Below are 26,035 nucleotides of genomic sequence, written 5' to 3' on the forward strand. Positions count from 1 at the left end.
ATGAATGGGAATTCGCTGGCGATGGTCGACAGCGCCGGCCACGTCGAACGCGGGCCGGGCAGTGCGTGGGTGGCCGCGCACCACGGTGAACTGCTGCAGGGGGTGTTCGCCGACGGGGGAAAGCTGCGGCGTGGGTTGGTCACGATCCCGTGCGGCCTCTACTCCACGGAGGCGATCTTCGAGCCGTCCGATGCGGACTCCGTCACGGTGACACCGGCGTGGAAAAGCAAGGCACACCGGGCGGCCCGCCTGACACTGGCCGAACTCGGCTGGCCCTCGACGGGTGGCCGCCTGACCATACACGCGAACATTCCGCCTTCGCGAGGTTTCGGCTCGTCCACCAGCGATGTGGTCGCCGCGATCTGGGCGGTGCAGAACGCCTTCCATCGCCCTCTGGCCACCTCGGCGGTGGCCAGACTGGCGGTGCGCGCGGAGACGGCATCGGACTCGCTGATGTTCTCCGACCAGACCGTCCTGTTCGCACACAGGGAGGGCGAGGTCATCGAGGGTTTCGCCGGCAGGCTCATGCCGCTGGGCGTGGTCGGGTTCGGCACCAGTCACGACGGGTCTGGTGTGGACACCCTGTCCCTGCCTCGGGCCAGGTACTCCACCTGGGAGGTCGAGGCGTTCCAAGTGTTGCGTGCGATGCTGCGCAACGCCATCGAGACCGGGGATGTCGAGCTGCTGGGCAGGGTCGCCACCGGCAGCGCCCGGATCAACCAGCGGCACCTCGCCGTCAGGGACTTCGAGCGCCTCGAAGCACTGGCAGGCGAGGCCGGCGCGATCGGGGTTCAGGTAGCGCACAGCGGGGACATCGCCGGGCTCCTCTTCGACGCGGCAGATCCGGAGATGGAGGCGCGGATGGAGGCGGCCGGCGAACTGTTGACCCGCGCCGGAATGACGAATCAGTGGCACTTCAGGACGGACAAGTGATGACAACGGCGCGACGAGCCGTGATGCCCTATCAGTCGATCGTGGAAGCCACTGAGCTACCCAGGATCGTCCAGCTCGAGCACAACCTCTACGCCGCGACCTTCAGCCTGATGAAGCTGTTGCCGGCCCGCTTCATGATCGACCGTGCGGAGAGCAACGGCGCGATCGACCGGGAGACCACGGTCATCGAAACCTCCTCGGGCACGTTCGCCTTGGGTCTGGCCATGGTGTGCCGGTTGCGGGGTCACCGGCTGCGGATCGTCGGTGACCCGGCGATCGACCAGCATCTCCGTCGGCGGCTGCGTCGCCTCGGCGCGCAGGTTGACATCGTCGAGGCGGCCAGTGCCGAGGGCGGCTACCAGCGCGCGCGACTGGACCGGGTCGCCGAACTGCGCGAGCGGTATCCCAACCACTTCGTGCCGGGGCAGTACGACAATCGCGACAACCCCACCGCCTACGGCCGGGCCGCCGAGTTGGTCAGTGACATGCTTGGCCGTGTCGACTGTCTCGTCGGGCCGGTCGGCTCCGGCGGCTCCACCGGAGGCATGGCGTCCTTCCTGCGGCTCGCCGAACCGGACATGCGGCTGATCGGCGTGGACACCCACGGCAGCGTGATCTTCGGGATGCCGGACCGGCCGCGACTGGTACGCGGCCTCGGCAACAGTCTGCTGCCCGCCAATGTCCAGCACACCGCCTACGACGAGGTGCACTGGGTGAACGCGGGCGAGACCTTCCACGCCACCCGCCGGCTGCTCGCCGAAAAATGCCTTTTCATGGGGCCGACCAGCGGCGCGGCCTACCTGGTCGCGAAGTCGTGGGCCGCCGAGCATCCCGACGCCAAGGTGGTCGTCATGCTGCCGGATGAGGGCAACAGGTACCAGGAGAACGTCTACTCCGACGAATGGTTGCGGGACAACGGGATCAACCTGGCCGTGCCCGCCGAACCGGTGCCGGTCAACCACCCGAGGGATGTCGGGACGACCTGGTCGCGAATGGCGTGGCAACGAAGGGAACTCCACGAGGTGCTGCACGGGGAGTTGGTCCCGTGACCGGCATCCTGCTGCTGATCGAGAGCAACACCACCGGCACCGGCAGGCATTTCGCCAGGCAGGCGGCCGCGCTGGGGACAGAGCCGGTGCTCATCACCGCCGATCCCGGTCGCTACTCCTACGTCCAGGAGGACCAGGTCGGACACGTGGTGACCGACACCTCGGATCCCGCCGAGGTGTTGCGGGTCGCCGTCGAACAGCAACGCGAAGGCGCGGTGGTCGGAGTGACCACCAGCTCCGAGTACTACGTGCCGATCGCGGCGCTCGTGGGCCGCTCGCTGGGATTGCCGGGACCGTCACCGGAGATGGCCGCCCAGTGCCGGAACAAGGCCGAACAGCGCGCGAGGCTGCGCGAGGCCGGTGTGGCGGTGCCGGGTTTCCGGCTCGTGACCACCGAGGCCGAGGCGGTGGCCGCGGCTGATCAGCTCGGCTACCCCGTTGTCGTCAAGCCCGTTCTCGGCTCCGGAAGCATCGGTGTTCAGCTGTGTGCGGACGAACGGGAAGTGGCCAAACACGCCGTCGAGTTGCTGGCGCGGACCGCGAGCGAACGGGGCATGACCACCCCGGGGGAGGTGCTCGTGGAGTCCTTCCTGACCGGAGAGGAATTCTCCGTGGAGACCTTCGGCACACGCGTGGTTTCCGTGGTGCGTAAGCACATGGGGCCGCTCCCACAGTTCGTGGAGACCGGGCACGACGTTCCCGCCGATCTCGACCCGGTGGAACGTGAACTGCTCGCGGACCTCGCGGTGCGCGCACTGGACGCCCTCGGCCTGGGCTGGGGCGCCGCGCACACCGAGATCCGGATGGACTCCGGCCGCGGCCACGTGGTCGAGGTCAATCCGCGCCTGGCCGGCGGCCGTATTCCCGATCTGGTCGAACTGGCGACGGGAGTCAACCTGGTGCGTGCCCAGGTCACCGCCGCCATGGGTCGTGAGGTCGCGCTCGACCACGATCGGGAGCGTTACGCCGCCATCCGGTTCCTCACCGCCGACCGTATGGGTGCGATAGAGGATCCGGCCGAGGCCGTACGGCAGGCCCTGCGGGTTCCGGGAGTCACCGACGCCGCCGTCTACCGGGAGCCGGGTGATCTGGTGGTGCCCGCCGTGGACTTCCGGGGTCGCCTGGGGCATGTCATCGCGGCCGGGGACAGCCTCGGGCAGGCGCGGGACGCGGCGGAGGAGGGGCTGGCGCTGCTGCGGGGTTCCCTGCGCCATGACGAGATCAGGGGTGTGGAGTGAGCGCGGCCGACACCACAGGTGTGGACACCGGCAGGCTGGGCACGGCCCTGTCCGAGACCGCGCGGCGGATTCTCTTCGGTGACGGTACGGCCGAGCACGAGGACGAGCTGAGCGCCGAGCTGCGGGACATCACCGAGGTGGACCGCGCACACCTGGTCATGCTGACCGAGCAGGGGATCGTGGCCTCGGGAAAGGCCCAGCTGCTGCTTCACGAGATACAGGTGTTGCGTGCCACGGATTTCGCCGAACTGCGGGGCAGGCCCGCACCACGCGGCCGTTATCTCAGCTACGAGTCCTATCTCATCGAGAAACTGGGCGTCGAGGTCGGTGGCGTGCTGCACACCGGGCGTTCCCGCAACGATCTCAACGCCACCACCATTCGGCTGCGAGTGCGTAAGCCCTATGCCGAGCTGTTGACCGAGGCGCTGCGGCTCGGGGCCGTGCTGCACGCGCGGGCCACCGAGCACCAGCGGGTCGTCATGCCCGCCTACACTCACCGGCAACCGGCCGTTCCCATCACCTACGGGCACTACCTCGCCGGACTCGGCAATGCCGTGCTCAGAGGTGTCGACGGGCTCCTGCACGCGGGCAAGGAGATCGACGTCAACCCGCTCGGCGCCGGAGCGGTCGGCGGGACCTCGGTCGGGGTCGACCGGCGGCACACCGCCCGGTTGCTTGGATTCGAGGCTGTGGCGGCCAGCTCGCTGGACGCGGTGGCCTCGCGTGACTTCGTGTTGCGGCTGCTGGCGGCCTCGGCTGTGCTCGGAGTGGCCATCGCCAGGTCGGCGCAGGACTTCTCCCTGTGGTCCACCGAGGAGTTCGGCCTGCTGCACGTGCCTGACGATCTGGTCGGATCCAGCTCGATGATGCCGCAGAAGCGCAACCCCTTTGTGCTGGAACACATCCAGGGCAAGGCGGCCGCGCCCGTGGGCGCGTTCGTCTCCTCGGCCTCCTCGATGCTGACCGCGGGTTACACCAACGCGATCGCCGTGGGCACGGAGGCCGCGACGCACCTGTGGCCCGCTCTGCGCAACAGCACGGAGGCGGTGGTGCTGATGCGCCTGTTCGCCGACGGGGCACGGCCCGTGGCGGAGCGGATGATGGAGCGCGCCTCGAACGGCTTCACCACCGCTACATATCTCGCGGAACGCCTGGTGGCCGACGGGATGCCGTTCCGCGCCGCACACCATGAGGTGGGCAGGTTGGTTCTGCGCGGACTGGAGCACGGCCAGACGCTGGACGTGGTCGCGCGAGACCACTTCGCCGAGAACGGCGGAAATCCGGTGGGAGCACTCGATCCGGAAACCGTGGCGGCGGCGGGCGAGTTCGGCGGCGGGCCTGGTCCTCGATCGCTCGGCGACTCGCTGTCGGCACTGGACGCCGAACTGACCAGGCTGAACGAGATCGCGACCGCCCGCGGGCGGCGATGGGAAACGGCAGCCCAGGATCTGGAACAGACGGTCCAGCGACTGTTGCGGCAGTCGTAGGGACCGAGGAGGACACATGACGCACGTAGTTGACGAGGCACCCGGCCACCTGCTCACCTGGGCCCAGCAGGACATTCGTTCCCAGGTCCGCGAGGACCCGAGCCGGTACCTGCGGCAGGATCGATACCTGCTCGAAGGCACGATGGACGCGGAGGCGTTCGACGGGGAATGGTCGCGGATCACCACGCGGCACGAAGCTCTGCGCACCTCGGGCGGGATTCCGGTGCGATGGCTGGATCTGCGCGACACCGCTGAGGACGAACGCGACCGGCTCCTCGGCGAGGTGCTCGCTGAGCAGCGTTCCGCCGCCACGAACCTCACCGACGGCCCGGCGATGACCGTGGCGATCGCCAGGCTGGGGGAGCGGGTTCACCAGCTCTGCCTGACCTACCACCAGATGCGAGTGGACGCGTGGAGCGCGGATCTCGTGCTTCATGAGGTCCTCGCCTCACACGCCGGCCTGGCCTTGCCGGAGCCGGTGTCTCCCCGTGCTTTCCTGGAGTGGGCGAAACAGGTCGATCTCGACGAGGCTGGGCGATACTGGCGTGATCGTCTTGCCGGATTCGACACACCCACCGAGCCGAGGCTGATCACCACCCGGGTTCCCGGGAACGGTACGGGCACCGTGAGCTGTGCCGTGCCCGCCGCGCTGTCGGCGCGGCTGCGTGAGCTGCCGCCGGAAGACCGGTCGGTCCTGGTGGAGGCGGCGTGGGCGCTGCTGCTCGGGCTGTACGCGGGCAGCCGGGACGTGGTCTTCGGTGCCGCCCGCAGCCTGCGCGACGTCGGGGAGCCCGGTGCTTTCGCGACGGTGGGCTCACTGGCGAGCACGGTGCCGGTGCGTACGAACCTTGACCAGGACCGCTGTCTCGGCGACTGGTTGGGTGACCTGAGCAAGCAGCGAGTGGCGGAGCTCCCGGCACCGCTTGACCATATTCACCGGTGCGGCGAAGTCGCGCCGCCTCGGCGGTTGTTCGACTCGGTGGTGGAGTTCGTCGATGCGCCCGCCAGCGAGTTCTCCGCCGCCGAGCTGGGGTTCGACGTATCCCGCCTTGGGTCGACGGTGTCCACCGAGTACCCGCTGGGCCTGTGTCTGCGGGGCGGTTCAAACCTGCTCGGCGAGCTGCGATACCAGCGCGAGTTCGTCGCCGAGGAGGCCGCGGAGCAACTCGCACGCCTGTTCGTTCACCTGCTCGACGTGCTGGCCGACAAGAACAACCACAGCCGTCCGCTCGGTTCTCTCGACCTGCTCGACGAGAATGAACGCCGCATGCTCGTCGAACGGTACAACGACACGGCCGCCGACTACGATCGTGGTCGCACGGTCGTGCACGCGTTCGCCGACCAGGTGGCCGCTCAGCCGGACGCCGTGGCCGTTCGGGACGGAAAGCTGACGCTGACCTACGCCGAACTGGACCGCAAGGCCTCGGGTCTGGCCGCCCTGCTCGTCGAGCGGGGCGTCGGACCGGAGCAGCGCGTGGGGATCTGCCTGGACCGGTCAGCGGCGCTGGTCGTCGCCATGCTTGCGGTGCTCAAGGCAGGCGGGTGCTACCTGCCGCTGGACCCGGCCTACCCTGCCGCCAGGCTGCGTCTGATGCTCGGTGACGCGCAGGCGCGCGTGGTGCTGACCGACCGGGGAGCCGCCGCGCAGCTGAGGTCGGCGCTCGAACAGCCCGTCATGGCTCTTGCCGAGGACGGGACAGCCGAGGCGCAGCCGGAGACCTCGCGGGTGAACACAGAGGTGCACCGGGAGACCACCGCGTATGTGATCTACACCTCCGGATCGACCGGTAACCCGAAGGGGGTCGTCGTCCAGCACTCGGCGCTGAGCTGGTTCGTCGGCAACGCCGACTACCTCGCGCTCGGCCCGGACGACGTGGTGGCGCTCGCGTCGAGCCCTTCCTTCGACGCGATGATCTTCGAGTGCTGGATGGCGCTGACCTACGGTGCGCAGCTGACCGTGGTGCCCAAGGACACCCTGCTGTCTCCAGGGCAGCTCGGCGGTGTGCTCAGGGACGGTGGCGTCACCGTGATGTACGTGACGGCACCGCTGTTCGAGCAGCTCTCCGCCGAGGCACCGGGCTTCGCCAGGGGACTGCGGGTGCTGTTCTTCGGTGGCCAGCAAGTGGACCCGGCAGCGGTGTCCCGCGTGCGGGAACATTGCCCCGAGGTCCGGCTCGTTCAGGAGTACGGTCCCACCGAGACCACCGTGTGGAACTCCCTCCAGCCAATATCCGAGTTGTCTACTTTGGACATGATCCCGCTTGGGCCTCCGGTCGAGAGCTCCACCGAGTACCTGCTCGATGCCCGGCTGCGCCCGGTTCCGCGTGGGGTGCCCGGCGAGATCTACATCGGTGGGGACGGAGTCACCAGGGGTTATCTGAACCGGCCCGCGCTGACGGCGGAGCGCTTCCTGGCCAACCCTTTCGGTCCCGGTCGCCTGTACCGGACCGGAGACGTGGCGCGATTCCGGGCGGACGGCGCTCTCGAGTTCCTCGGCAGGGTCGACGACCAGGTGAAGATCCGTGGCGTCCGTATCGAGACGGGCGAGATCGAGGCCGCGTTGCGTGAACATCGCGACATCAGGACCGCACTCGTCATGGCACGGGAGATCGCTGACGACACCCTGCTGGTCGCGTACTTCGTGCCCGAACCCGGTGCCGGGGTGCCCGCACCCGGCGACCTGCGCAGGTACCTGACCGACCGGCTGCCGGGGTACATGATCCCTGCCGTCCTCATCCCACTGGGGCGCATTCCGCTCGCGCCCAACGGAAAACTGGATCGCAAGGCGCTTCCCCTGCCGCTGACCCCGGAGGGCCGCCTCGACAGGCGGAAGCTGGCGCTCATGGCCAAGGGCTCACGTGGATAGGGATCGCGTGAACAGCAGGGGTCGCCGGACAAGCCCTGAGGGGCCGTGACAACGTGGCCGATGTGCGGTGGCTGGGATGCCCGCTCTGGGTATCCCAGCCACCGGATCACGCGCTGTCGGCGATGCCGTCGCGAGGGAACCTCGTGCTGAGGGCGGCGCGGTGCGTCACGTTCAGCTTGCGGTACACCTTGGTCAGGTGTTGTTCCACAGTGCTGACGGTGATGTAGAGCTTGTCAGCGATCTGCCGATTGGTGTGTCCGGAGGCGGCGAGTTCGGCGACCCGTCGTTCACCGTCGGTCAACGTGCCGTCCTCGACGTGCACGGCGACCTCCGCCTTGGCGTTCACATGATTCGACAACTCCATGACCAGTGGCTCGGCACGGCACTCCACGGCCAGGTGCTGAGCTTGTCGCGCGGCCATCTGCGCCTGGCTTGTCTCGCCGAGTTCGCGATGGGCCCGGCTTAGATCAGCGAGTGTGTGCGCGAGTTCCAGGCGGTCCCCGCATTCCTGGAACTCACTCGCGGCCTGCTTGAGAAGCGGCGGCCGTTTCCCCGTCTCACTGACCGCGGCAAGTGCACGCAGGGTGATGCCGTGGGCACGTGAGCGAACGGTACCCAGTCGGACCAGGACCAGCCGGAGCTGGTCGTTCACGAGTTCCCTGGCCTGATAGGTCTGGCCCAGGTGCAGGCAGGCCAGGGCGGCGCCGGTCCGCCATGGGATCAGCGAAGGGAGATCCATCCCCCAGTCGGTCATCAGGTCGCCACATACGGTGAAGTCTTCGAGCGCGGCGTCGAAACGGTTCTGCGTGAGGTGGTAATGACCACGTGCGTGCAGATAGTGCAGTCCGAATCGGCTCTGGAACGCACCGTCCGGGACCGGCTGATTGAGTACCGATGCGGCTTCCTTGTACTTGCCCATTGCGGTGGTGGCCCACAGCAGACTGCTCAGGGGTCCCACGTTGGCCACTCCGGTGCTTCGCCACGGCATGTTCGCAAGAGCCGAGCGGGAGTGTTTTTCGGCGGCGGGAAGATCGCCTTGGCGGATGGCGATCTCCGCGCGAACGATGGCGAACATCGTCTGCCAGCCTGAGGAACGGCGAGCGGAGGCCTCCTTCAGCAGCCGATTGCACCATTGGACCGCTAAATCCATCCGATCCGAGTAAATCAATGCGATCAGTGCGCTTACTGTGTCCTCGATGCACTCGTCCTCGGCCTGGAATTCCTTCAGGACATGTTCGGCCTCCGCGATGATGGCCTCATCGACTCCCTGAGTGAGGACGCTGCGCAGCACGGTGGCCGCCCGTAGCAGCTTGTCGCCCGTTGCCGGTGTGGTGTCGGCGAGGGGTGAGGTGGTCATCGTTTCAGGTATGTGCACCTGTAAGGGGGGAAACCAGGAAGCCAGCCTCGCTCGGGCGGCACGCAGCTCGGCTGCGGTGCCCGCGTCGGACGGAACGGCGGATTCCTTCAGCTGTTCGAGCGCACTCACACCTTCGTCGAAGCGGCCGAACCAGAGCTGGTGGCTGATGATCAGCGCCGCGTCGCGAATTTCCAGGCGACCCGCCCGCTGGATGTCGGCCAGATCAAGGAACTGCCTGGCCGCGCTCACCGGACTGATCCGCGACGTGGCGCGGGCGAGTAGCACCAGAATCGCGGCCCGCTGCTGTTCGTCGGTGGCGGCCTGACTCGCGAGTTCGAGACATTCGATTGCCAGCTCCGACTGATCGTTGGCCGAGGCATCCTTCGCCGCGTCCAGCAAAACAGTCAGCGCCCAGGGGACCTGGATGTGCTCCGCCGCGATGAGATGCTTGGCGATCACCGTGGCTTGCGCTTCGCCGTGGTACAGCAGGCGCGCCGCACGGCGGTGTGTGTCCGCCAGTGCCTGCGGGCTCATGTCGTCGAGCACCACCGACCGGATCGCCGGGTGCCGGAACCGCTCGCCTTGCAGCAATCCGGCCATGTCCAAGCTGAGCATCGTCTGGACGGCCGATTCGATCGGGGCATTGAGCAACTGGCCGATCAAGGTGGCGGTGCTCGACTCGCCGAGCACCGCGATACCCCGAGCGGCTTCGAGAGCAGTGGGCGTGCTGCGGTGCAGGCAAGCCAGTAATGCCTGTTTGAAGTTCGTGCCCACGACCAGTTCGGCGGCACCGGCCATGGCCGACATCTGATAGTCCTCCAGCAGGGCTCGCAGCAGCAGCGGGTTCCCGCCGCTGATCTGATGACAGGCCTTCACGAGTCGTCGCGCGGTCGGCGCGTCCATCTGCTGCTCGAGGATCTGAAAAACGGCGCGCTGGGACAGCGGGACCAGCTGGATGCGCCGGCAATGGGGCTGACGCAGCAGCTCCGCGTGAAACAGCGGGTGCACTGGTTGCGGGCCCTCACACTCGGCGAACATCACTGTCACCCTTGATGACCGCAGCTGGTGGATCAGACGCAGCAGGCACTGAATCGAGGAGATGTCCGCGTGGTGGGCGTCGTCGACGACGATCAGAAGTGGACAGTCACCGGCCAGTTCAAATATCTCCGCGCATAATCCGTGCGTTATCTGGGCGTCAACTTGTTCGATGGTCTCCTGCTCAGGACCGCGTGCCATCGCGGTGCGCGCACCGCTGTGGAGCAGCTGCTCTACGATTTCGGTTCTTCCTGGCGGGAGCGACGTGCTGTGAAACAACTGCCTGAGTATGCCGAGTGGCGTGTCATGTTCTGTTCGTGATCCTCTGGCTGCCAACACCAGAACGTCGGCGGCTGTGGCATGGTCGGTGATCTGGCGCAGCAGCTCGGTCTTCCCGCTGCCCACTGGGCCGCTCAATAGAGCCACGCCACCTTTGCCTTGGATACCGTCGGCGAGACATTTCCTCAGTAGCAGTAGATTTTCATCCCGTTCGACCACTACCACGGTAGTCATTCCTCTCGGAGTTCCCCCATAGTCTCTGCGTCCCACCGGGTAAGTCACTAAGAGTAGTTGTCACCCTCTAGCGTGACGATACGGACAGGACTTATTGACTCTAGCAGGCGACAAGAATCACGTATCGGATAATAAGAATTATTTCGATCTTGTAACGATAAGTGAGATGAAGTCGTTCTCCACTCTTGTGGCTCGGCAATCGGGGTCAGCTCTGCGAGCTGCGCTGTCGCCGTACGGTCCGGCAGGTCGGCAAGGCCTGGAATGTCGGCGGCGACTGTTGCGGTAAGCCTGGTCGGCGGCAGGCGCCACCGCCGTCATTCGCCTGCGCGATGGCCTTCACCCCTGGTAAGCCATCGCCGTGGCGCGTGGCAACCTCACCGACGACGAATGGTCCTTGATCGATCCTCATCTGCCCCTGAGCGGCGAGGCCGCGGCAGCAGTTCAACGCGGTGATGTGGCGGTTCCGCACCGGCGGCCCGTGGCGGGATCTGCCCGCCGGGTGTGGGCCGTGGTCCACGGTCTACGACGGGTTCCGATCATAGGCGATGACGGGCGTCCTGCGGCACCTGATGCAGGTCATGATCGCCGAGGCCGCGGCCCGCCCGGACACGGTGGCCGCCGACAAGGCGTACTCCTCCCGCGGCAACCGCGCCTATCTACGGCAACGCCGCATCAAAGCCGTCATTCCCGAGAAGAGGTGGACCAGGCCGCCAACCGCAAGAAGCGCGGCTCGCGTGGCGGCCGCCCGGTCAGGATCTATACGAGGAGTGCAACACGGCGGAACGCTGCATTAATAGGATCAGAAAAATGGCGTGGCCCGGCCTTTCGTTTCGACAAGACTCCCGAGAGCCACCTCGCAGGCCTTCATCTACGCGGAGCCATCTTGTGGATCCGATTCAGTGCGATCGTCCGCGTCCGCCGTGTCCTGTGGCGCCAACCGGATCGGCATTCGGTCGCCGGCTGATTCGAATAGCTTTCCAATGTCCATTCAACGCCTCCTGCCGGGGAAACAATAAGATCGCCAGTCCTGTGACGTGGCGCTTAATACTCCAGTGACATTTCGCGATCATGGTTAGATTTGCGCTGTTTCGCAGCGCCTCGATGCGGACTGCGCATCGCCCGGCGCAGCGCCGTCGACCAGCGGCCGTCCCCGGCCCTCGGCAGCCGGCCGCCGCCGTGCAGCCTTGAGCACTCTCGCATTGCGGATATCTGCCACGCTTTCGCCATGCCAATCGACCAGCACCTGCTTATGCTTTTCACCATGACCACGGTCATCGCCATGATCACTCCAGGACCGGACATGCTGTTCGTCCTGGGGTGTGGGATGCGCGGTGGTCCGCGCGCCGGTCTGCTCGCCACGGCCGGTGTGGCCACGAGCGAGGCCGTCCATGTCGCCGTAGCGGCCGCCGGACTGGCTGCTCTCTTTGAGGCGGTTCACTGTGGTGCGGGTCGTTGGAGCCGCTTATTTGATCTATCTCGGCGTGCAGATGATCCGCAACCGCAAGGGGCTCGAAAGTGACGTGCCTGTGGCCGACGGAGGAGCGATGTCGAATCGGCGAGCGTTCACCAGCGGCTTGCTGACGAATCTGCTGAACCCGAAGATGGTTACCTTCACCATCGCCTTCCTCCCGCAGTTCATCAACCCGCAACTGGGTCAGGTCTGGTTGCAGTTCGCGATCCTCGGCACCATCCTGATCGTGCTGGAGTTCATGGTGGATGGCACGGTTGGAGTGCTGGCGGGGCGTATCGGTGGATGGCTGCGGCGCAGGCATGCCGCTCGTCGCCGCATCGACGTCGCAACGGGAGGGATCTTCATCGGTCTCGGAGTCCGACTGGCAGTCGAGCGATGATCGGGCGGAACGCAGGTTCCTGAGAATGCGCCTACACGCCGGAGGCGATCCGCTCCCACAGCCGGTCCGCCAGCTGCGTATAGACGCGGCCGCCCGTCAGCCAGGCCTGCTCTTCCGCCATCGAAGGTCAGGCACGGTAGGCATCGACGATACGGCTCAGGTCCATCCCGGGTTCGCCCTGCTCACCCTCGTGCCAGCCATCCTGCGCGGCCCGCTCGAAACGCGGCGTCGTCGGGCACCCCGGCCGCACGGCAGCGAGCAGGATCGGCCAGCCATGTGTGCTGGGGCAGATAGAGCCGCCGGTCCACCAGCGCCCGCCCTCGTGGTGTCGCGTAGGCCAGGAACACGCCGACCTGGCTGTTCTCGATCCGTCCGGCAGCGCCGGTGTATTGGCGCTGCACGCCGGCCGAGCCGGCGCCCTTCTTGACAAAACCCGTCTCATCGACGATCAGCACGCCGTTCTGGCCGAGCTGCTCAGTGACGTAACCGCGCAGATCATCGCGCACGGCGTCGGCGTCCCAGCGAGCGGTGCGCAGCAGCCGTTGCATGGCCTGCGGGCCGGTCAACCCGGCGTGCTCGGCAAGGTTCCAGCAGTTCTTGCGCTCAATGCCGGACAGCAGCCCGCGCACATACGCGGTGGCGGCGCGTCGTGGCTCGACGCGGCCGAAGCGAGCGGCGATTCGGCCCATCAACTCGTTGAAGGTGACCAGCCAGCAGGCAGGGTCTACAGTGTCGGCCACGGCCGTCACGCGATCTTCAGATGTCTTCACAAACTCCGAATGATCACGTGATGGCCGTCTTCATGTGGCCCGAATCGCCAAGATCGCGAAGCGTCACTGGAGTATTAAGGGAGGAATCTGATGGGCATTTATTGCGCGGATCTCACGGGAAGTATTAGGGCCTGTACGGAGTTGAGATCAGGAGATTCGCCTGCGCTGCAGTTTCCGGTCCTGGTAGGCCATCGCCATGGCGCGCGGAGACCTCACTGACGAGGAATGGTCCTTGATCGAGCCTCACCTGCCCCTGGGTGAGCGGGGCCCGATCCCGGATCTGCGGCAGCAGTTCAACGCGGTGATGTGGCGGTTTCGAACCGGCAGCCCGTGGCGGGATCTGCCCGCCGAGTATGGGCCGTGGTCCACCGTCTACGACCGGTTCCGGTCGTGGGCGATGGCGGGTGTCTTCGAGCAGCCGATGCAGATGATGATCGCTGAGGCCGCGGCCCGCGGGCAGGTCGACCTTGGCCTGGTCAGCGTGGACTCCACCACGGCCCGCGCCCATCACCATGCCGCCGGGATGGTGTCGAGGGACTGCTGTCGGGTCTGGCGCGCAAGAACGGCTGGACGCTGAGTACGCCGGTGACCGCACGCCGGATGGGATGCAGCGGCTGTTCAACGCCGCGATATGGGACGAGCGCGGGGTCCGTGCTACAGGGGGAACCTCAGTCACCGACAAACCCGCGAGGTCGGACACACGTACGCGACACCCTTGAGGACGGGGTGGTGAAGACACATGGTGCGCGGGTCACGTTCGGGCCGGGTTGGGGTCGGGGCACAGCGGCAGGGTGACGGTGACCGTCATGCCGCCGTCCTGGCGCGGGCGGGCGGTGACGTCGCCGCCGTGGGCGTGGGCGATGGAGCGGACGATGGACAGACCGAGGCCCGCGCCCTTGGCGGTGACCAGGCGGTCGCCACCGAGGCGGCGGAACGGTTCGAACAGCGACGCGATCTCGTACGGCGGCACGACCGGCCCGGTGTTGCTCACCTCGACTTCCGCGTGTCCTCCGGGCACGGTTCGGCTGGTCACCTGCACCCAGGCGGCATCCCCGCCCGTGTTGTGCCGGATGCCGTTCTCCACCAGGTTGTGCACCAGCCGTTCCAGCAGGAGGCCGTCGCCGGTGGTGGGCGCCGGGTCTGCCTCCTCCCGCAGCGTCACCCCGGCCTCCCAGGCCTGCGGCGCGTTCTGCGTGACCACGTGGCCCACCACGTCCGCGAGGTCCACCGGGGACCTGTCCGTGATCTCGTGCTCGGAGCGGGCCAGCAGCAACAGCCCTGAGATGAGCCGCTCGTGGCGGGAGTTGATCTCCAGGAGGCTCTCGCCGAGCTGCTTGACGTCCTCGGACGCCGTCTTGCGGTGCATGGCCAGCTCGACCAGGGCGCAGCCCAGCGTCAGCGGCGTACGCAGTTCGTGCGAGGCGTTGGCGACGAAGAGGCGCTGCCCGTCGAAGGACCGGTCGAGCCGTTCGACCATGATGTCGAAGGTGTCGGCGAGATCCTTGACCTCGCCGTCCGGCCCCTGCAGGGCGATGCGCTCGTGCAGGCTGCGGCCGGCGGCGGACGCGTCGGCGATGCGGCGGGCGGTCTCGGTGACCCGGTGCAGCGGTGCCAGCACCCGGCCGGCGACCAGCCAGCCGAAGCCCGCGGCGGTGCCGCCGACGACGAGGAGCGCTATCCCACCCTGGGTGATGAGAGATGTGACGGCGGCGTCGCGCAGCGTGTTCCGCTGGTCGTCCAGCCATTTCTCGGCGGTGCCGCCGGTGAGCCTGTCGCCGTTCTCGGTGACCACGGCAATGTCCTTCGCCAGGGGAGGTCCGGTCTGCGAGGCGGGCGGGAGGCTTTGGCTGTCGAGCTTCGGTCCTGAGCCGTTGAGCTGCTGGTTGAACAGCGCGTAGGTGACACCGAGCAGCACCACTCCGGCGGCGAGGAACAGGCCGCCGTAGATCAGGGTGAGCCGGGCGCGCAGGGTGATGCGGTGCGGTAGCAGTCTGCGGAGCTTCACGGGATGCGGTACCCCACTCCGGTGACGGTCTCGACGATGGGCGGGTCGCCGAGCTTGCGTCGCAGCTTGAGGACTGTGAGCCGGACGGCCCCCGTGAACGGGTCGGCGTGCTCGTCCCAGGCCTTCTCCAGCAGGTGTTCGGCGGAGACCGTGCCCCCGTCGGCGCGCAGCAGCTCGGCCAGGACGGCGAACTCCTTCTTGGCCAGCGGCACGTAGCGGCTGTCGCGGAACACCTCGTGGCGCGCCGGGTCCAGGGTGATGCCCGCGCGGCGCAGCACCGGCGGGGCGGCCGGGCGGGAGCGCCGTCCCAGTGCCAGGACGCGGGCGGCGAGTTCGGGGAAGGCGAAGGGCTTGGTGAGGTAGTCGTCGGCGCCGAGACCGAGACCGGCGACGCGGTCGGTGATCTCGGCGGCGGCGGTGAGCATCAGCACGCGCGCCGCCGACCCCGCCGCGACCAGTTCGCGGCAGACGTCGTCGCCGTGGACGGCGGGCAGGTCGCGGTCCAGGACGATCACGTCGTAGTCGTTGACGGCGGCGCGTTCCAGCGCGGCTGCGCCGTCGTGGGCGATGTCGACGGCGTGGGTCTCCTCGCGCAGCCACTCCGCGATCGCGTCGGCGAGCATTGCCTCATCCTCCACCACCAGCACCCGCATCCTTCGCATTCCTCCCAAGGCGCCGCCCTGCACGTGACGCGGGGCTTTCCACAGGTCATGGTCGCCGATGCCACGTTTCCTTTTCGTTAGTGGGTGTTCGCATGGATATCCAGGAAACACGTGGAACCCAGGAAGCATGTGGAAACGCCAGGGAAACAACGCGTCGCGTTGCATGGCCTGCCGAGTGGCCGGACTTCCCGGCCACTCGGCAGGAGGAGACGACACGATGCGAATGCGAACCCGCCGTGCGCTGGCGGCCCTACCACTGGCGCTGGCACTGGCCGCGTGCGCCGCGCCCGCCGAGAACACCGGCGTGGCGAGCACGAGCAGCGGCAAACCCTCGGCCTCGGCACCCACCGACCGGCGGGACGCGCAGCTCAAGTTCGCCCAGTGCATGCGCGAGCACGGCGTCACCATGAAGGACCCCGAGCCCAACGGCGCGATCAGCATCGAGACGCGCCAGGGGGAGGAGCAGAAGGTCAACAAGGCGCAGCAGGCGTGCAAGGGCTTCATGGACGCCGCCGTCGGCGACAGCAAGGGCAAACCCGACCAGAAGATGCTGGACCAGCTGCTCAAGTTCGCCCAGTGCATGCGCGAGCACGGCATCGACATGAAGGACCCCTCCCCCGACGGAAGAGTCGACATCGACATCCCCCGGGGAACGCCGGAGCAGAAGGTCCATGAAGTCCAGCAGGCGTGCAAGAAGTTCGCGCCTGACGGATTCCCGACATGAGAAAGGTCCTCACCCTCGCCGGTGGCGGCCTGCTCGCGGTCGCCGTCGCCTGGACGGCGGTGGCCCTGGTCAGCGGCGGCGGCACCGGCGCGGCGGCGCCCGCCACGGCACCCGTCCCGGCCACCGCGACGATCACCCGGCAGGACCTGGTCGACACCAAGACCGTCGACGGCTCGCTCACCTACTCCGGTGAACGCCGGCTGAGCACCGACGCGTCCGGCACGGTGACCTGGGTGGCCACCGAGGGCGCGGTGGTCCGCCGCGGCCGCCCACTGCTCGAGGTCGACCGCAAGCCGGTCGTGCTCATGTACGGCAAGCTGCCGCTCTACCGGGAGCTGCGGCAGGGCATCCCGGACGGTCCGGACGTGGAGCAGCTGGAACGCAACCTCAAGGCGCTCGGCTACGGCGATTACCTGACCGTGGACGACCACTTCAGCTACTCCACCTCCCTGGTCGTCAAGAAGTGGCAGGACGACCAGGGGCTGCCGGAGACCGGCCGGGTGGACGCCGCGCAGGTGGTGTTCCTGCCCGCGGCGGCGCGCGTCACCGAAGCCGGCGCCCAGGTGGGCGCGAAGACCGGACCCGGTCGGCAGGTCCTGACGGTCAGCGGCGTCCGGAGGCTGGTGCACGTGGACCTCGACACGGACGACCAGGCGCTGGCCAGGAAGGGCGCCAAGGTCAGCGTGGAGCTGCCCGGTGGCGAGCGCTCCGCGGGGAGGATCACCTCGGTGGGCACCGTGGCCAAGCGCAGCGGCTCGGGCCAGGGGCAGGACGGCAGCACCACCATCGACGTCGACATCACGCTGAACAGGGCGCCCAAAAGCAGGCTCGACCAAGCTCCCGTCGAGGTGGAGCTGGACGGCGAGCCCCGCAGGGACGTGCTGGCCGTGCCGGTGGAGGCGCTGCTGGCGCTGCGCGAGGGCGGGTTCGGCGTCGAGGTCGTCGAGGGGAACGCCACGCGGATCGTGGTGGTGGAGACCGGCGCCTTTGGCAGCGGCCTCGTCGAGGTCAAGGGGGACGGGCTCAGCGAGGGTATGAAGGTCGGGGTGCCCGCGTCATGATCGTGGACCTGCGGCAGGTGACCAAGACCTACGCCGACCAGGTGCAGGCGCTGCGCGGGGTGGACCTGGCGGTCGAGGGCGGCGAGCTGCTGGCCATCGTCGGCCCGTCCGGTTCGGGCAAGTCGACCATGCTCCACCTGATCGGCACCCTGGACCGGCCCACCACCGGCACCGTGCGCATCGCCGGGTACGACGTCGCCGAGCTGTCCGACCGCGAGCTGTCGGCGTTGCGGGGCCGCACTTTGGGCTTCGTCTTCCAGCAGTTCCACCTGGCGCCCGGGGTGAGCGCGCTGGACAACGTGGCCGACGGCCTGCTGTACACGGGCACTCCGTTGCGGGTCAGGCGCGAGCGGGCCGCCGCCGCGCTGGAGCGGGTCGGGCTCGGCCACCGGCTCGCGCACCGGCCGAACCAGCTGTCGGGCGGCGAGCAGCAGCGCGTCGCGGTGGCGCGCGCGGTGGCTGGCGACCCGCCGCTGCTGCTCGCCGACGAGCCCACCGGCAACCTGGACTCCAGCGCGGGGGCCGAGGTGCTGGGAGTGCTGCGCGACCTGCACGCCGCCGGAACGACGATCGCGATCATCACTCACGATGCGGAGATCGCCGAATGGTGCCCGCGCCAGGTGCGGGTCCGCGACGGCCAGATCGTCGACGACCACGGCGACGGCACCAGCGCCCCGGCGGAGATCACCAAGGGAGCGCGGACATGACGCGTGACCGGCGGCTGCGTCCCTCCCGGCTCAGCCCTTCCGACGTGTTGCGCGTCGGGGCGGCGGGGCTGCGCGCCCGCCCGACCCGGGTGGTCCTGTCGGCGCTCGGGATCGCCATCGGCATCGCCACCATGATCGCCGTGATCGGCATCTCGTCCTCGTCGGGCGCGCAGTTGCTGCGCCAGCTCGACCGGCTCGGCACCAACCTGCTCACCGTCTCGCCGGGCCAGACCCTGTTCGGGAAGAAGGCCGAACTGCCCACCACCGCACTGGGGATGGTCAAGCGGATCGGCTCCGTCCGCACGGCCTCGGCCACCGGCGCCATCGACACCAGCGTGCGGCGCACCGACCGCGTCCCCGGCGCCGTGACCGGCGGCATCGCCGTCCAGGCCGCGACCACCGAGCTGCTGACCACCCTGGAAGGCGGCGTGTCGAAGGGAACCTGGCTGAACGCCGCCACCGAACGGCAGCCCGCCGTCGTGCTCGGCGCCGAGGCCGCCAAGCGGCTCGGCCTCACCAAGACGGGCGTGCGGGTCTGGATGGGCAACCGATGGTTCATCGTCATCGGCATCCTGGGGCCGATGCCGCTGGCTCCGGAGATCGAACGATCGGCCCTCGTCGGGGTCCCGGTCGCCGAGGAGCTCCTGGGCTTCAACGGGCATCCGACGACGATCTACGAGCGTTCGGCCGACGAAGCGGTGGAGGCCGTGCGGGCGGTGCTGCCCCGCACGGTCAACCCGGAGAACCCGAACGAGGTCGAGGTCAGCAGGCCGTCGGACGCACTGGCCGCCAAGGCCGCCGCCGCGGGCGCCTTCACCAACCTGCTGCTCGGCCTGGGCGCGGTGGCGCTGGTGGTCGGAGGCGTCGGCGTGGCGAACACGATGGTGATCTCGGTGCTGGAGCGGCGCCGGGAGATCGGCCTGCGCCGCTCCTTGGGCGCCACCCGAGGGCAGGTGCGCGTCCAGTTCCTGGCCGAGTCGCTGCTGCTGTCGGTGCTGGGCGGCGTCATCGGCTCGGTGGTGGGCGCGCTGGCCGCATCGGGCTACGCACTGTCGCGGGGCTGGCCGCCCGTCGTGCCGCCCTGGGCGATCGGCGGGGCGATCGCGGCCGCGCTCGTCATCGGCACCGTCGCCGGGCTCTACCCGGCCATGCGCGCCGCCCGCCTGTCGCCGACCGTCGCCCTCGCCACGACCTAGGGACGTACGTGCACATCAACCACAAGATCGCGAGGTAATCACATGCGTCACATCTCTGACCGGATCGGTCAGAATGCAGCTAACCCGACCGCCCACCTCGTCCTGAACTATCAGCGAAGCCAGCCGCACGGCTGGCCCGGAACGCCGGGGCAGACGGCCGGTGCGACAATCGGCGGGCACGTCGCGGCCAAGGACTTCACCCACAACGGAAAGTCCTACCGGATCAGCCTGCTGCCGTTCGACCAGCCGGGCGACTCCCCGCACCCCCTCTACGAGGACATTCCAGCCGATCCCGACATCAACTTCAGGCAGACCCTCGCCGGGGCGTTCGGCGCCTACTACTCGTTCCGCTATGTGGGCGGTTTCCGCGGACGACACGAGTTCGACGTCCAGTCGTACAGCGTGTTCGCCGACCAGGCCACGGAGGACTCTCCTGGCCTGAGCTACGGGGCCGATCTGTACGTCGTCTACGACCCGGACCTTCGCCGTGGCGACCCCGCCGTGCACGACACGCTGCGCTGGATTCAGGTCGTCAGGCGGTTCGGGCCCGCCGGCTTACCGGAGAGTTACGTCGACAACGCCGGTCGCCCCAACCCGTTCTACGTCTACGGCGGACGCACGTCGGTCTACGGCCAGCGGGTGTTCAACTTCGACTACGCGAACACACCCGACAGGCTGCAGGGACCGCCCGGAGACGACTCCGCCCTCGCGGGTGTTCGGTTCATGGCCGAGGCGTTCCTCGCGCAGGACACCGGGGTCAAGAACGCCGCCGGCAAGGACGTCGTCAACATCTTCGGCGGGGTCAAATACGGCTGGCAGGTGCATGCCCGACAGCCGTGACGCCGTTCCAGCGCAGCGCTTTCCCATCAGTCACCACGATTGCGAGATATTCCCATGCGTCTCATCCCTGTCGCCAGTTCCGCGCAACCGACTCGCGCGCCCATTTCGCGTAGATCTCTGCTGCGCGGTGGAAGCGTCCTCGGCCTGTCGGCGCTCACCTCGGCCGGGCTCGCCGCCGCACCGGCGTTCGCCAGCGCCCGGACGCAGCCGAAGCCGGGCGCGCACCTCGTCCCGAACTACCGGCCCAGCCAGCCGCACGGCTGGTACCAGGAGCCAACGGTCGGCGGGCACGTCGCGTCCAAGGACTTCACCCACAACGGAAAGTCCTACCGGATCAGCTTGCTGCCGTTCGACCAGGCGGGCGATTCTCCGCACCCGGTCTACGAGGACGTTCCAGCCGACCCTGCCATCGGTTTCCAACAGAATCTCGCCGAGGCGTTCGGCGCCCACTACTCGTTCCGCTATGCGGGCGGTTTCCGCGGGCGGAACGAGTTCGACGTCCAGTCGTACAGCGTCTTCGTCAGGAAGCCGACGGAGAACTCGCCCGACCTGATGTGCGGGGCCGATCTGTATGTCGTCTACCGGCCGGACCGTCGGCGCGGCGACCCCGGCATCCACGACAATCTGCAGTGGATCCAGGTCGTCAAGTCGTTGGGCCCCGCTCTCGACAACGTCTGGCGGGCGAATCCTTTCTATCCGTATGGCGGGCTCACCTCGATCCACGGCGACAGGGTCGCCAATTTCTACGACGCTCCCAGGGTCGGGGTCGACGCAGGGCCGGACCCGAATGTTCAGTTCATGGCCGAGGCGTTCCTCGTGCAGGACACCGGCGTCAAGGATGCGGCCGGCAAGGGCGTCGTCAACATCTTCGGGGGGATCAAGTGGGGCTGGCGCCTGCACGAGGTGCAGCAGTGACTCCGTCCGCACGCGAACGCAAGGAGCTACGCGCCGTGAAGCGCTTCTCACAGACCAGACGATGGCTCAAGGCCGGTGGGTCCGTGTCCTCCGGGCGGGGGCCGCGAGCGCCGCGCCCGCCGCGAGGGCGGTGATGACGACGGCCATGGGGACGGCGGTGTGCGTGCCGAAGGCGCCGACCAGCGGGGCGGCCGCTCCTCCGATGACGAACTGGGCCAGGCCGAGCAGCGCGGAGGCGGTGCCGGCCCGCTCCGGCGGCTGCCCGGACAGAGCCAGCGCCGCGCCGTTGGGCATGGTCAGCCCGATTCCGGAGACGACGAGGAACATGCCCGCGAGAGGAACCGGCAGCCCGGCTCCGGTGAGGACGGCGGCGAGCAGGATGAGCGCGCCCCCCAGGGAGGTCGCGAGGCCCGAGGCCAGGAGGATGGTGGCCGGGAACCGCGCGGACAGCCGGCCGCTCACCTGCCCGGCGGCGACGATCCCGGCCCCGTTGAGGGCGAAGATCAGGCTGAAGGCCTGGGGTGAGAGGCCGTAGACGTCTTGGATGACGAAGGGTGAGCCGGAGATGTAGGCGAACATCGCGGCGAACGCGAGCCCGCTCGACAGCGCGTATCCGGCGAAGGCGCGGTCGGCGACCAGTTGCCGGAAGGTGCGCAGGGTCGTGCCGAGCCCGCCGGGCCGCCGCCGTTCTCGCCCGAGCGTTTCCGGCAGCGCCGTCAGGACGGCGACGACCAGGGCCACCCCCAGGATCGCGATCAGCGCGAACACTCCCCGCCAGGAGGTGACGCGCAGGATCTCGCCGCCGATGAGGGGCGCCAGGATGGGGGCGACCCCGCTGATCTGCATGAGCAGGGCGAAGAGCCGGGCGGCGGCGGCCCCTTCGCAACGGTCGCGGACGATCGCCCTGGCGATCACGATCGCGGCGCCGCCGGCCGCGCCCTGCACCAGCCGCAGCAGGATCAGCGTCTGCACCGTCGGGGCGATGACGCACAGCGCGGAGGACACCGCGTACACCGCCCCGCCGGCCAGCAGCGGGCGCCGCCGCCCGACCGCGTCGCTCAGCGGCCCGGCCACGGCCTGGCCGAGCGCCAGCCCGACCAGGCAAGCGGTCAGGGTGAGCTGGATCAGCGAGGGGCCGGCCGCCAGATCCCGGGCCAGAGCCGGCAGCGCGGGCAGATACATGTCGATCGACAGCGGGCCGAGTGCGGTCAGCGCGCCGAGGATCAGTGCCAGGCCGGCACGTTCGGAGCCCATGATGATCAGCGATCCCATCTTGTGTTCGTGTTCACGCGGGGGTCCGTGGACTCCGAACGCGCTGCCGGTCAGTAGGCGGTGGTGAAGCGCTCGCGGACGAAGGAGGCGTTCTCCAGGGCGTCGACGATGGCGCTGGCGTAGTCGCCGACGGAGACGCGGCTCTCCCCGTTCTCGTCGGTGATGGGGGTGTCGCGGGCCTCGGCCCGGTAGGTGCCGGTCTTCTCACCCGGCACCAGGTGCACCGGCGGCGGGCTGACGTAGGACCACTCGACCGGGGTCTGCGCGGAGCGGAGGATTCCCAGTGCCTCGGCCTGGTCGCGGGCGGTCTCCAGATACTGCGGCGGGAAGTTCGGGGAGTCCACGAAGCGCTGCCCGGGGGCGTATTCCAGGCTCCCGCCGCCGCCGAGGAACACCAGACGGTTCACCTCGGCGAGCGGGAGCGCCTCGAGCAGCGCCAGGGCGCCCCGGGGCACGAGCCGGTCCGGGCCCTTGATCCCGGCCACAACGGCGTCGTGTCCCGCGACCGCCTCCTTGATCGAGGCGGGGTCGGTGACGTCCATGTTCTCCCTGCCCAGCGCGGTGACCTGGTGGCCCCGGGCGGCGGCTTCACGGGCGACGGCGCCGGCGAGGTTTCCGGTGGCGCCGATGACTGCGATCTTCATGGGTGTGTCCTTCTTCAGGTTGTCGACGAAGTCGGCGATGAGGGGAGCGATCTCGGGGAGGTTCTCCTCCAGAGCGAAGTGGCCGGTGTCGAAGAGGTGGAGCTTCGCCTCCGGCAGGTCCCGGAGGTAGGCGCGGGCGCCGGCCTCCGGGAAGAAGACGTCGCCCCGGCCCCACACGATGAGGGCGGGCGGCCGGTGGTCGCGCAGCCACTGCTGCCACTCGGGGTAGAGGGCGACGTTGGAGTGGTAGTCGAGGGCCAGGTCGACCTGGGCTTCCTTGCGGCCCGGGAGGTCCAGGAAGTGCTGGTCGAGGATCCAGCCGTCGGGGGCGATGAGCTCGACGTCGGTGGTGCCGCCCTCGTACTGGCCGCGGGTGACGGGCAGTTCGAGGATCTGCCTGACGTTGGCCTCGGCCCCCTCGACCCCGGGCCGGTTGGCGATCATGCCCCGGGCGAGGTCCGACAGGCCCTCCTCATAGAGGTTGGAGTTCTGGACGATCAGCCCGGCGATCCACTCGGGATGCCTGGTGGCCAGCCGGAAGCCGACGGGGCCGCCGAAGTCGAAGGTGTACATCACGAACCTGTCCAGCCCCAGCGTCGTCACGAAACCCTCGACGACGTCGGCCAGCCGGTCGAAGGAGTAGGTGAAGTCCTCCGGGGCCTCGGTGAGCCCGAAGCCGGGGTAGTCGGGGGCGATCAGCCGGTACCGGTCGCCGAGGGCGTCCATCAGCCGCCGGAACTGGTACGACGCCGTGGGGAAGCCGTGCAGGAGGAGCAGCGTGGGCGCGTCCGCCGGGCCGGTCTCCCGATAGAAGACCCGGACTCCGTCGATGTCCACAAACCGGTGTGCCACACGTGGGATGTTCATTTCACATGCCTCCAAGCCGTGATGATGCATTAGTTATAGCGGCGAGAGATCTAATGGGTCAAGTTGGGTAAGTAGCATTAGGGATGGTTCGTCGGGTTGCCGACGAGGGCTTGGCTGGCATCCGGGCGTGCGACGTCGCGATGTGCCCGGGATTCCGAGTTAGTGCAAACGGCTTTGCATTAATCTGGATGATGACAGGAGGAGGGTGCTTAATGCAAGACGATTCCCATTTGGAGTCCAAGCGACGTCCGGGTGGCCGTACGGCACGCAACCGCGCCGCCGTACTGGAGGCCGCGATGGCCGAGCTGGTCGAGCGCGGCTACGCCGAGACGAGCATGGAGAAGATCGCGGCGCGGGCGGGGGTGGCGACCTCCACCGTCTACCGGCGGTGGGCCAACCTGGAAGGCCTGATCCAGGATCTGGCGTACAACTTCGCCGACGAGGCGGGCGTGCCCGCGGGGGGAGAGGCCTTCCCCGATTCGGGTGATCTCGAAATCGATCTGCGGGCGCTGGCCAGGGTGATCGTGACCCTCTACCAGCACGTGGCCCAGCGTGCCTGGCTCGACGTCATGGTGGCGGCCTCGGTCCGCGACCCGGCCGCTCGCGAAACCCTGTCGTCGGTCCTGGGGTACCGGATCAAAACGACCTCGCTCCTGGTCCAGCGGGCCATCGACCGAGGGGAGGTGCCCGCCGACACCGACCCCGAGGAGGTGATCCGGATGGTGGGCGCCCCGTTCTACTACCGGATGCTCGTCACCGACGAGCCGATCGACTTCCCCCTCGCCGACCGGGTGTCCGCGATGGTCGCGCACGCGGCCCGCGCCGGAATCCTCGTGCGCCAGGGCCCGCCTTCGAAGTGATTCATGCTCGCCGGCGGACGCGCACCACCGGTTGCCGCGTCGACACGCAGGTCGGGTCGGAGTGCTCTCATGTCCCTCATGCGAGTGGGAACTCGCCTGACCGGGCATGCGTGCCGGCTCGGTTGGCGGCGGTCATGAAAAGCTGAATGGCCGTTGACGGTCGGTCCCTGTGTCGCTGCTAGGGTTGATGATCTCAGATCCGCACCCTTCTCCGGGTGGCCGTGAGCGCGGCCATGGTCGAGCCGCCGTGTGCCAGCATGATCACGGCGTCGCCGAACGGGGTGAGCGAGGCCACCACCAGCGCCCAGCCGAGTGCCCTGTGCTGGCCGGTGACCAGCAGCATCAGCGGGATCAGGCCGGAGACCAGGTCTCTGATGCCTTTGACGTTCGAGAACCCGGCGGCCTGAGCGTCCGGCCAGGCGGGCAGGCCGAAGGTCGGCGCCGCGGCGAGCGGGTCGATGAGGTATCTGAGCCCGACGTAGCGATGCCCAGGGCGAGGAGGACGGTCAGAACGTTGGCGAGGGTCTTCACGCGGTTCTTCTGATCTTGCGGACGTGACGGGTGTAACGGGCGGATCCGGCCAGGTGCCAGAGCCAGCGGACGGGGCGGGGCAGCACGCCAAGGATCTCGGACCGCTCGGCGGGGGTGGCCTCCTCCAGCACGGCTCCGAGGAAGATCAGCTGCTTGGGCTTGGGTGTGGTGGCCTGAAAGTGCTCGGCCATCCGGTTCCACTCCTGCGCGCTCACGTGGCGCTCGGCAACGGGCAGCAGTTCCTTCTCCTCGTCGTCGAGGTGCTCCAACAGGACGGCGCGGTGGTCCCAGAGCGCGGCCACCAGCTCATCGCGCTCGGCTTCGCCGGCCGCCGACGCCCACCGGGGCAGCGCCGTCTCGACCTTGGCCAAGGTGGCGGCGACCCGCTCGTGCTGCTCCTCCATGCGCAGCACCAGATCGGCTTCCAGATCGACCCTGGTCAGCAGCAGTGGCCACAGGTTCTCGTCCTCGCCGGTGTGGTGGTTATGCAGGCCCAGGCGGTAGTCGGCCAGGTGGGCCGCCAGCACCGCCGCTCTAGCCGTGTCGCCGGGCCGTACCTGGGCTATCAGCTCGGCCAGCAGTCGCGACTCGCGGCGGAAGACGCGGTGTGCGACCACCATCTCGTGGATGTTCGGTTTCGTCATGGGCACAGC

General features: G+C 68.4%; 22 protein-coding genes and 2 pseudogenes. 16 read left to right on the forward strand and 8 right to left on the reverse strand.

The features are described from left to right. The 5 genes from ACFY2X_RS07705 to ACFY2X_RS07725 are packed head-to-tail and all read left to right on the forward strand — an operon-like array spanning position 1 to position 7,573. A complete protein-coding gene (locus tag ACFY2X_RS07705; protein WP_389933912.1) occupies positions 1-933 on the forward strand; it encodes a GHMP kinase in 933 nt (310 codons plus the stop codon). Positions 934-974: 41 nt separating this feature from the next. Further along, on the forward strand, positions 975-1,982 hold the full coding sequence (locus tag ACFY2X_RS07710) for a cysteine synthase family protein (protein ID WP_389933915.1): 1,008 nt from the start codon (positions 975-977) through the stop codon (positions 1,980-1,982). Next, the gene (locus ACFY2X_RS07715) at positions 1,979-3,220 is read left to right on the forward strand and encodes an ATP-grasp domain-containing protein (RefSeq protein WP_389933918.1); all 1,242 of its coding nucleotides are present in this window, start codon (positions 1,979-1,981) and stop codon (positions 3,218-3,220) included. The genes ACFY2X_RS07710 and ACFY2X_RS07715 overlap by 4 nt, the downstream gene beginning before the upstream one ends. Then, complete coding sequence (gene argH / locus ACFY2X_RS07720) at positions 3,217-4,707, forward strand: argininosuccinate lyase (protein ID WP_389933920.1); 1,491 nt, start codon at positions 3,217-3,219, stop codon at positions 4,705-4,707. Before ACFY2X_RS07715 ends, argH begins: the two co-directional genes overlap by 4 nt. Positions 4,708-4,723: 16 nt before the next feature. Next, positions 4,724-7,573 (forward strand): amino acid adenylation domain-containing protein, encoded by a 2,850-nt coding sequence (locus tag ACFY2X_RS07725; RefSeq protein WP_389933923.1) that lies wholly within the window; start codon positions 4,724-4,726, stop codon positions 7,571-7,573. A 106-nt stretch (positions 7,574-7,679) separates the two neighbouring features. On the opposite strand, the gene ACFY2X_RS07730 is transcribed toward ACFY2X_RS07725, so the two are convergent. Beyond that, on the reverse strand, positions 7,680-10,469 hold the full coding sequence (locus ACFY2X_RS07730; RefSeq protein ID WP_389933926.1) for an AAA family ATPase: 2,790 nt from the start codon (positions 10,467-10,469) through the stop codon (positions 7,680-7,682). A gap of 367 nt (positions 10,470-10,836) precedes the next feature. Here ACFY2X_RS07730 and ACFY2X_RS07735 point away from each other — a divergent pair. The 3 genes and pseudogenes from ACFY2X_RS07735 (at position 10,837) to ACFY2X_RS07745 (ending at position 12,328) form a co-directional block, all read left to right on the forward strand. After that, positions 10,837-11,442, forward strand: a pseudogene (locus tag ACFY2X_RS07735) (transposase). 360 nt (positions 11,443-11,802) lie between these two features. Then, positions 11,803-11,997, forward strand: a complete 195-nt coding sequence (locus ACFY2X_RS07740) for a hypothetical protein (protein WP_389934781.1) — start codon at positions 11,803-11,805, stop codon at positions 11,995-11,997. Next, positions 11,918-12,328, forward strand: a complete 411-nt coding sequence (locus tag ACFY2X_RS07745; protein WP_389933929.1) for a LysE family translocator — start codon at positions 11,918-11,920, stop codon at positions 12,326-12,328. The genes ACFY2X_RS07740 and ACFY2X_RS07745 overlap by 80 nt, the downstream gene beginning before the upstream one ends. A gap of 218 nt (positions 12,329-12,546) precedes the next feature. On the opposite strand, the pseudogene ACFY2X_RS07750 reads toward ACFY2X_RS07745, so the two are convergent. Beyond that, positions 12,547-13,017 (reverse strand): annotated as a pseudogene (locus ACFY2X_RS07750) (IS701 family transposase); the annotation flags it as partial. A 277-nt stretch (positions 13,018-13,294) separates the two neighbouring features. Here ACFY2X_RS07750 and ACFY2X_RS07755 point away from each other — a divergent pair. Next, positions 13,295-13,675 carry an IS5 family transposase gene (locus ACFY2X_RS07755; protein WP_389933932.1) on the forward strand — a complete coding sequence of 127 codons (381 nt, stop codon included), beginning with the start codon at positions 13,295-13,297 and terminating at the stop codon, positions 13,673-13,675. A gap of 174 nt (positions 13,676-13,849) precedes the next feature. On the opposite strand, the gene ACFY2X_RS07760 is transcribed toward ACFY2X_RS07755, so the two are convergent. Both ACFY2X_RS07760 and ACFY2X_RS07765 read right to left on the reverse strand, forming a co-directional pair. Then, positions 13,850-15,103: a sensor histidine kinase gene (locus ACFY2X_RS07760; protein WP_389933935.1), complete on the reverse strand. Its 1,254-nt coding sequence runs from the start codon at positions 15,101-15,103 to the stop codon at positions 13,850-13,852. After that, entirely contained in the window at positions 15,100-15,756 is a 657-nt protein-coding gene (locus ACFY2X_RS07765; RefSeq protein ID WP_389933937.1) for a response regulator transcription factor, read from the reverse strand. Before ACFY2X_RS07765 ends, ACFY2X_RS07760 begins: the two co-directional genes overlap by 4 nt. A gap of 226 nt (positions 15,757-15,982) precedes the next feature. Between ACFY2X_RS07765 and ACFY2X_RS07770 the strand changes: the two genes are divergently transcribed. The 6 genes from ACFY2X_RS07770 to ACFY2X_RS07795 are packed head-to-tail and all read left to right on the forward strand — an operon-like array spanning position 15,983 to position 21,208. Next, on the forward strand, positions 15,983-16,489 hold the full coding sequence (locus ACFY2X_RS07770) for a hypothetical protein (RefSeq protein WP_389933940.1): 507 nt from the start codon (positions 15,983-15,985) through the stop codon (positions 16,487-16,489). Further along, the gene (locus tag ACFY2X_RS07775) at positions 16,486-17,550 is read left to right on the forward strand and encodes a peptidoglycan-binding protein (RefSeq protein ID WP_389933943.1); all 1,065 of its coding nucleotides are present in this window, start codon (positions 16,486-16,488) and stop codon (positions 17,548-17,550) included. The genes ACFY2X_RS07770 and ACFY2X_RS07775 overlap by 4 nt, the downstream gene beginning before the upstream one ends. Further along, on the forward strand, positions 17,547-18,257 hold the full coding sequence (locus ACFY2X_RS07780) for an ABC transporter ATP-binding protein (RefSeq protein ID WP_389933946.1): 711 nt from the start codon (positions 17,547-17,549) through the stop codon (positions 18,255-18,257). The genes ACFY2X_RS07775 and ACFY2X_RS07780 overlap by 4 nt, the downstream gene beginning before the upstream one ends. After that, on the forward strand, positions 18,254-19,453 hold the full coding sequence (locus tag ACFY2X_RS07785; protein WP_389933949.1) for an ABC transporter permease: 1,200 nt from the start codon (positions 18,254-18,256) through the stop codon (positions 19,451-19,453). The genes ACFY2X_RS07780 and ACFY2X_RS07785 overlap by 4 nt, the downstream gene beginning before the upstream one ends. Positions 19,454-19,495: 42 nt before the next feature. Continuing rightward, positions 19,496-20,293, forward strand: coding sequence for a hypothetical protein (locus ACFY2X_RS07790; RefSeq protein ID WP_389933952.1), 798 nt, complete (start codon positions 19,496-19,498; stop codon positions 20,291-20,293). A gap of 54 nt (positions 20,294-20,347) precedes the next feature. Then, on the forward strand, positions 20,348-21,208 hold the full coding sequence (locus tag ACFY2X_RS07795) for a hypothetical protein (RefSeq protein WP_389933955.1): 861 nt from the start codon (positions 20,348-20,350) through the stop codon (positions 21,206-21,208). 66 nt (positions 21,209-21,274) lie between these two features. Here the strand turns inward: ACFY2X_RS07795 and ACFY2X_RS07800 are convergent, their stop codons facing one another. After that, positions 21,275-22,480: a multidrug effflux MFS transporter gene (locus ACFY2X_RS07800; protein WP_389933958.1), complete on the reverse strand. Its 1,206-nt coding sequence runs from the start codon at positions 22,478-22,480 to the stop codon at positions 21,275-21,277. Positions 22,481-22,530: 50 nt separating this feature from the next. Continuing rightward, positions 22,531-23,976 carry an alpha/beta fold hydrolase gene (locus ACFY2X_RS07805; protein WP_389933961.1) on the reverse strand — a complete coding sequence of 482 codons (1,446 nt, stop codon included), beginning with the start codon at positions 23,974-23,976 and terminating at the stop codon, positions 22,531-22,533. Between the two features lie 227 nt (positions 23,977-24,203). Here ACFY2X_RS07805 and ACFY2X_RS07810 point away from each other — a divergent pair, with 227 nt between their 5' ends. Next, complete coding sequence (locus ACFY2X_RS07810) at positions 24,204-24,851, forward strand: TetR/AcrR family transcriptional regulator (protein WP_389933964.1); 648 nt, start codon at positions 24,204-24,206, stop codon at positions 24,849-24,851. Positions 24,852-25,044: 193 nt separating this feature from the next. Here the strand turns inward: ACFY2X_RS07810 and ACFY2X_RS07815 are convergent, their stop codons facing one another. Both ACFY2X_RS07815 and ACFY2X_RS07820 read right to left on the reverse strand, forming a co-directional pair. After that, positions 25,045-25,473 carry a DUF4267 domain-containing protein gene (locus tag ACFY2X_RS07815; RefSeq protein ID WP_389933966.1) on the reverse strand — a complete coding sequence of 143 codons (429 nt, stop codon included), beginning with the start codon at positions 25,471-25,473 and terminating at the stop codon, positions 25,045-25,047. Further along, positions 25,379-26,026 carry a hemerythrin domain-containing protein gene (locus ACFY2X_RS07820; RefSeq protein ID WP_389933969.1) on the reverse strand — a complete coding sequence of 216 codons (648 nt, stop codon included), beginning with the start codon at positions 26,024-26,026 and terminating at the stop codon, positions 25,379-25,381. The genes ACFY2X_RS07815 and ACFY2X_RS07820 overlap by 95 nt, the downstream gene beginning before the upstream one ends. Positions 26,027-26,035: the final 9 nt, after the last annotated feature.

Origin of the sequence: Streptosporangium sp. NPDC000396 (assembly GCF_042898655.1) — a bacterium.
Classification (GTDB): domain Bacteria; phylum Actinomycetota; class Actinomycetes; order Streptosporangiales; family Streptosporangiaceae; genus Streptosporangium.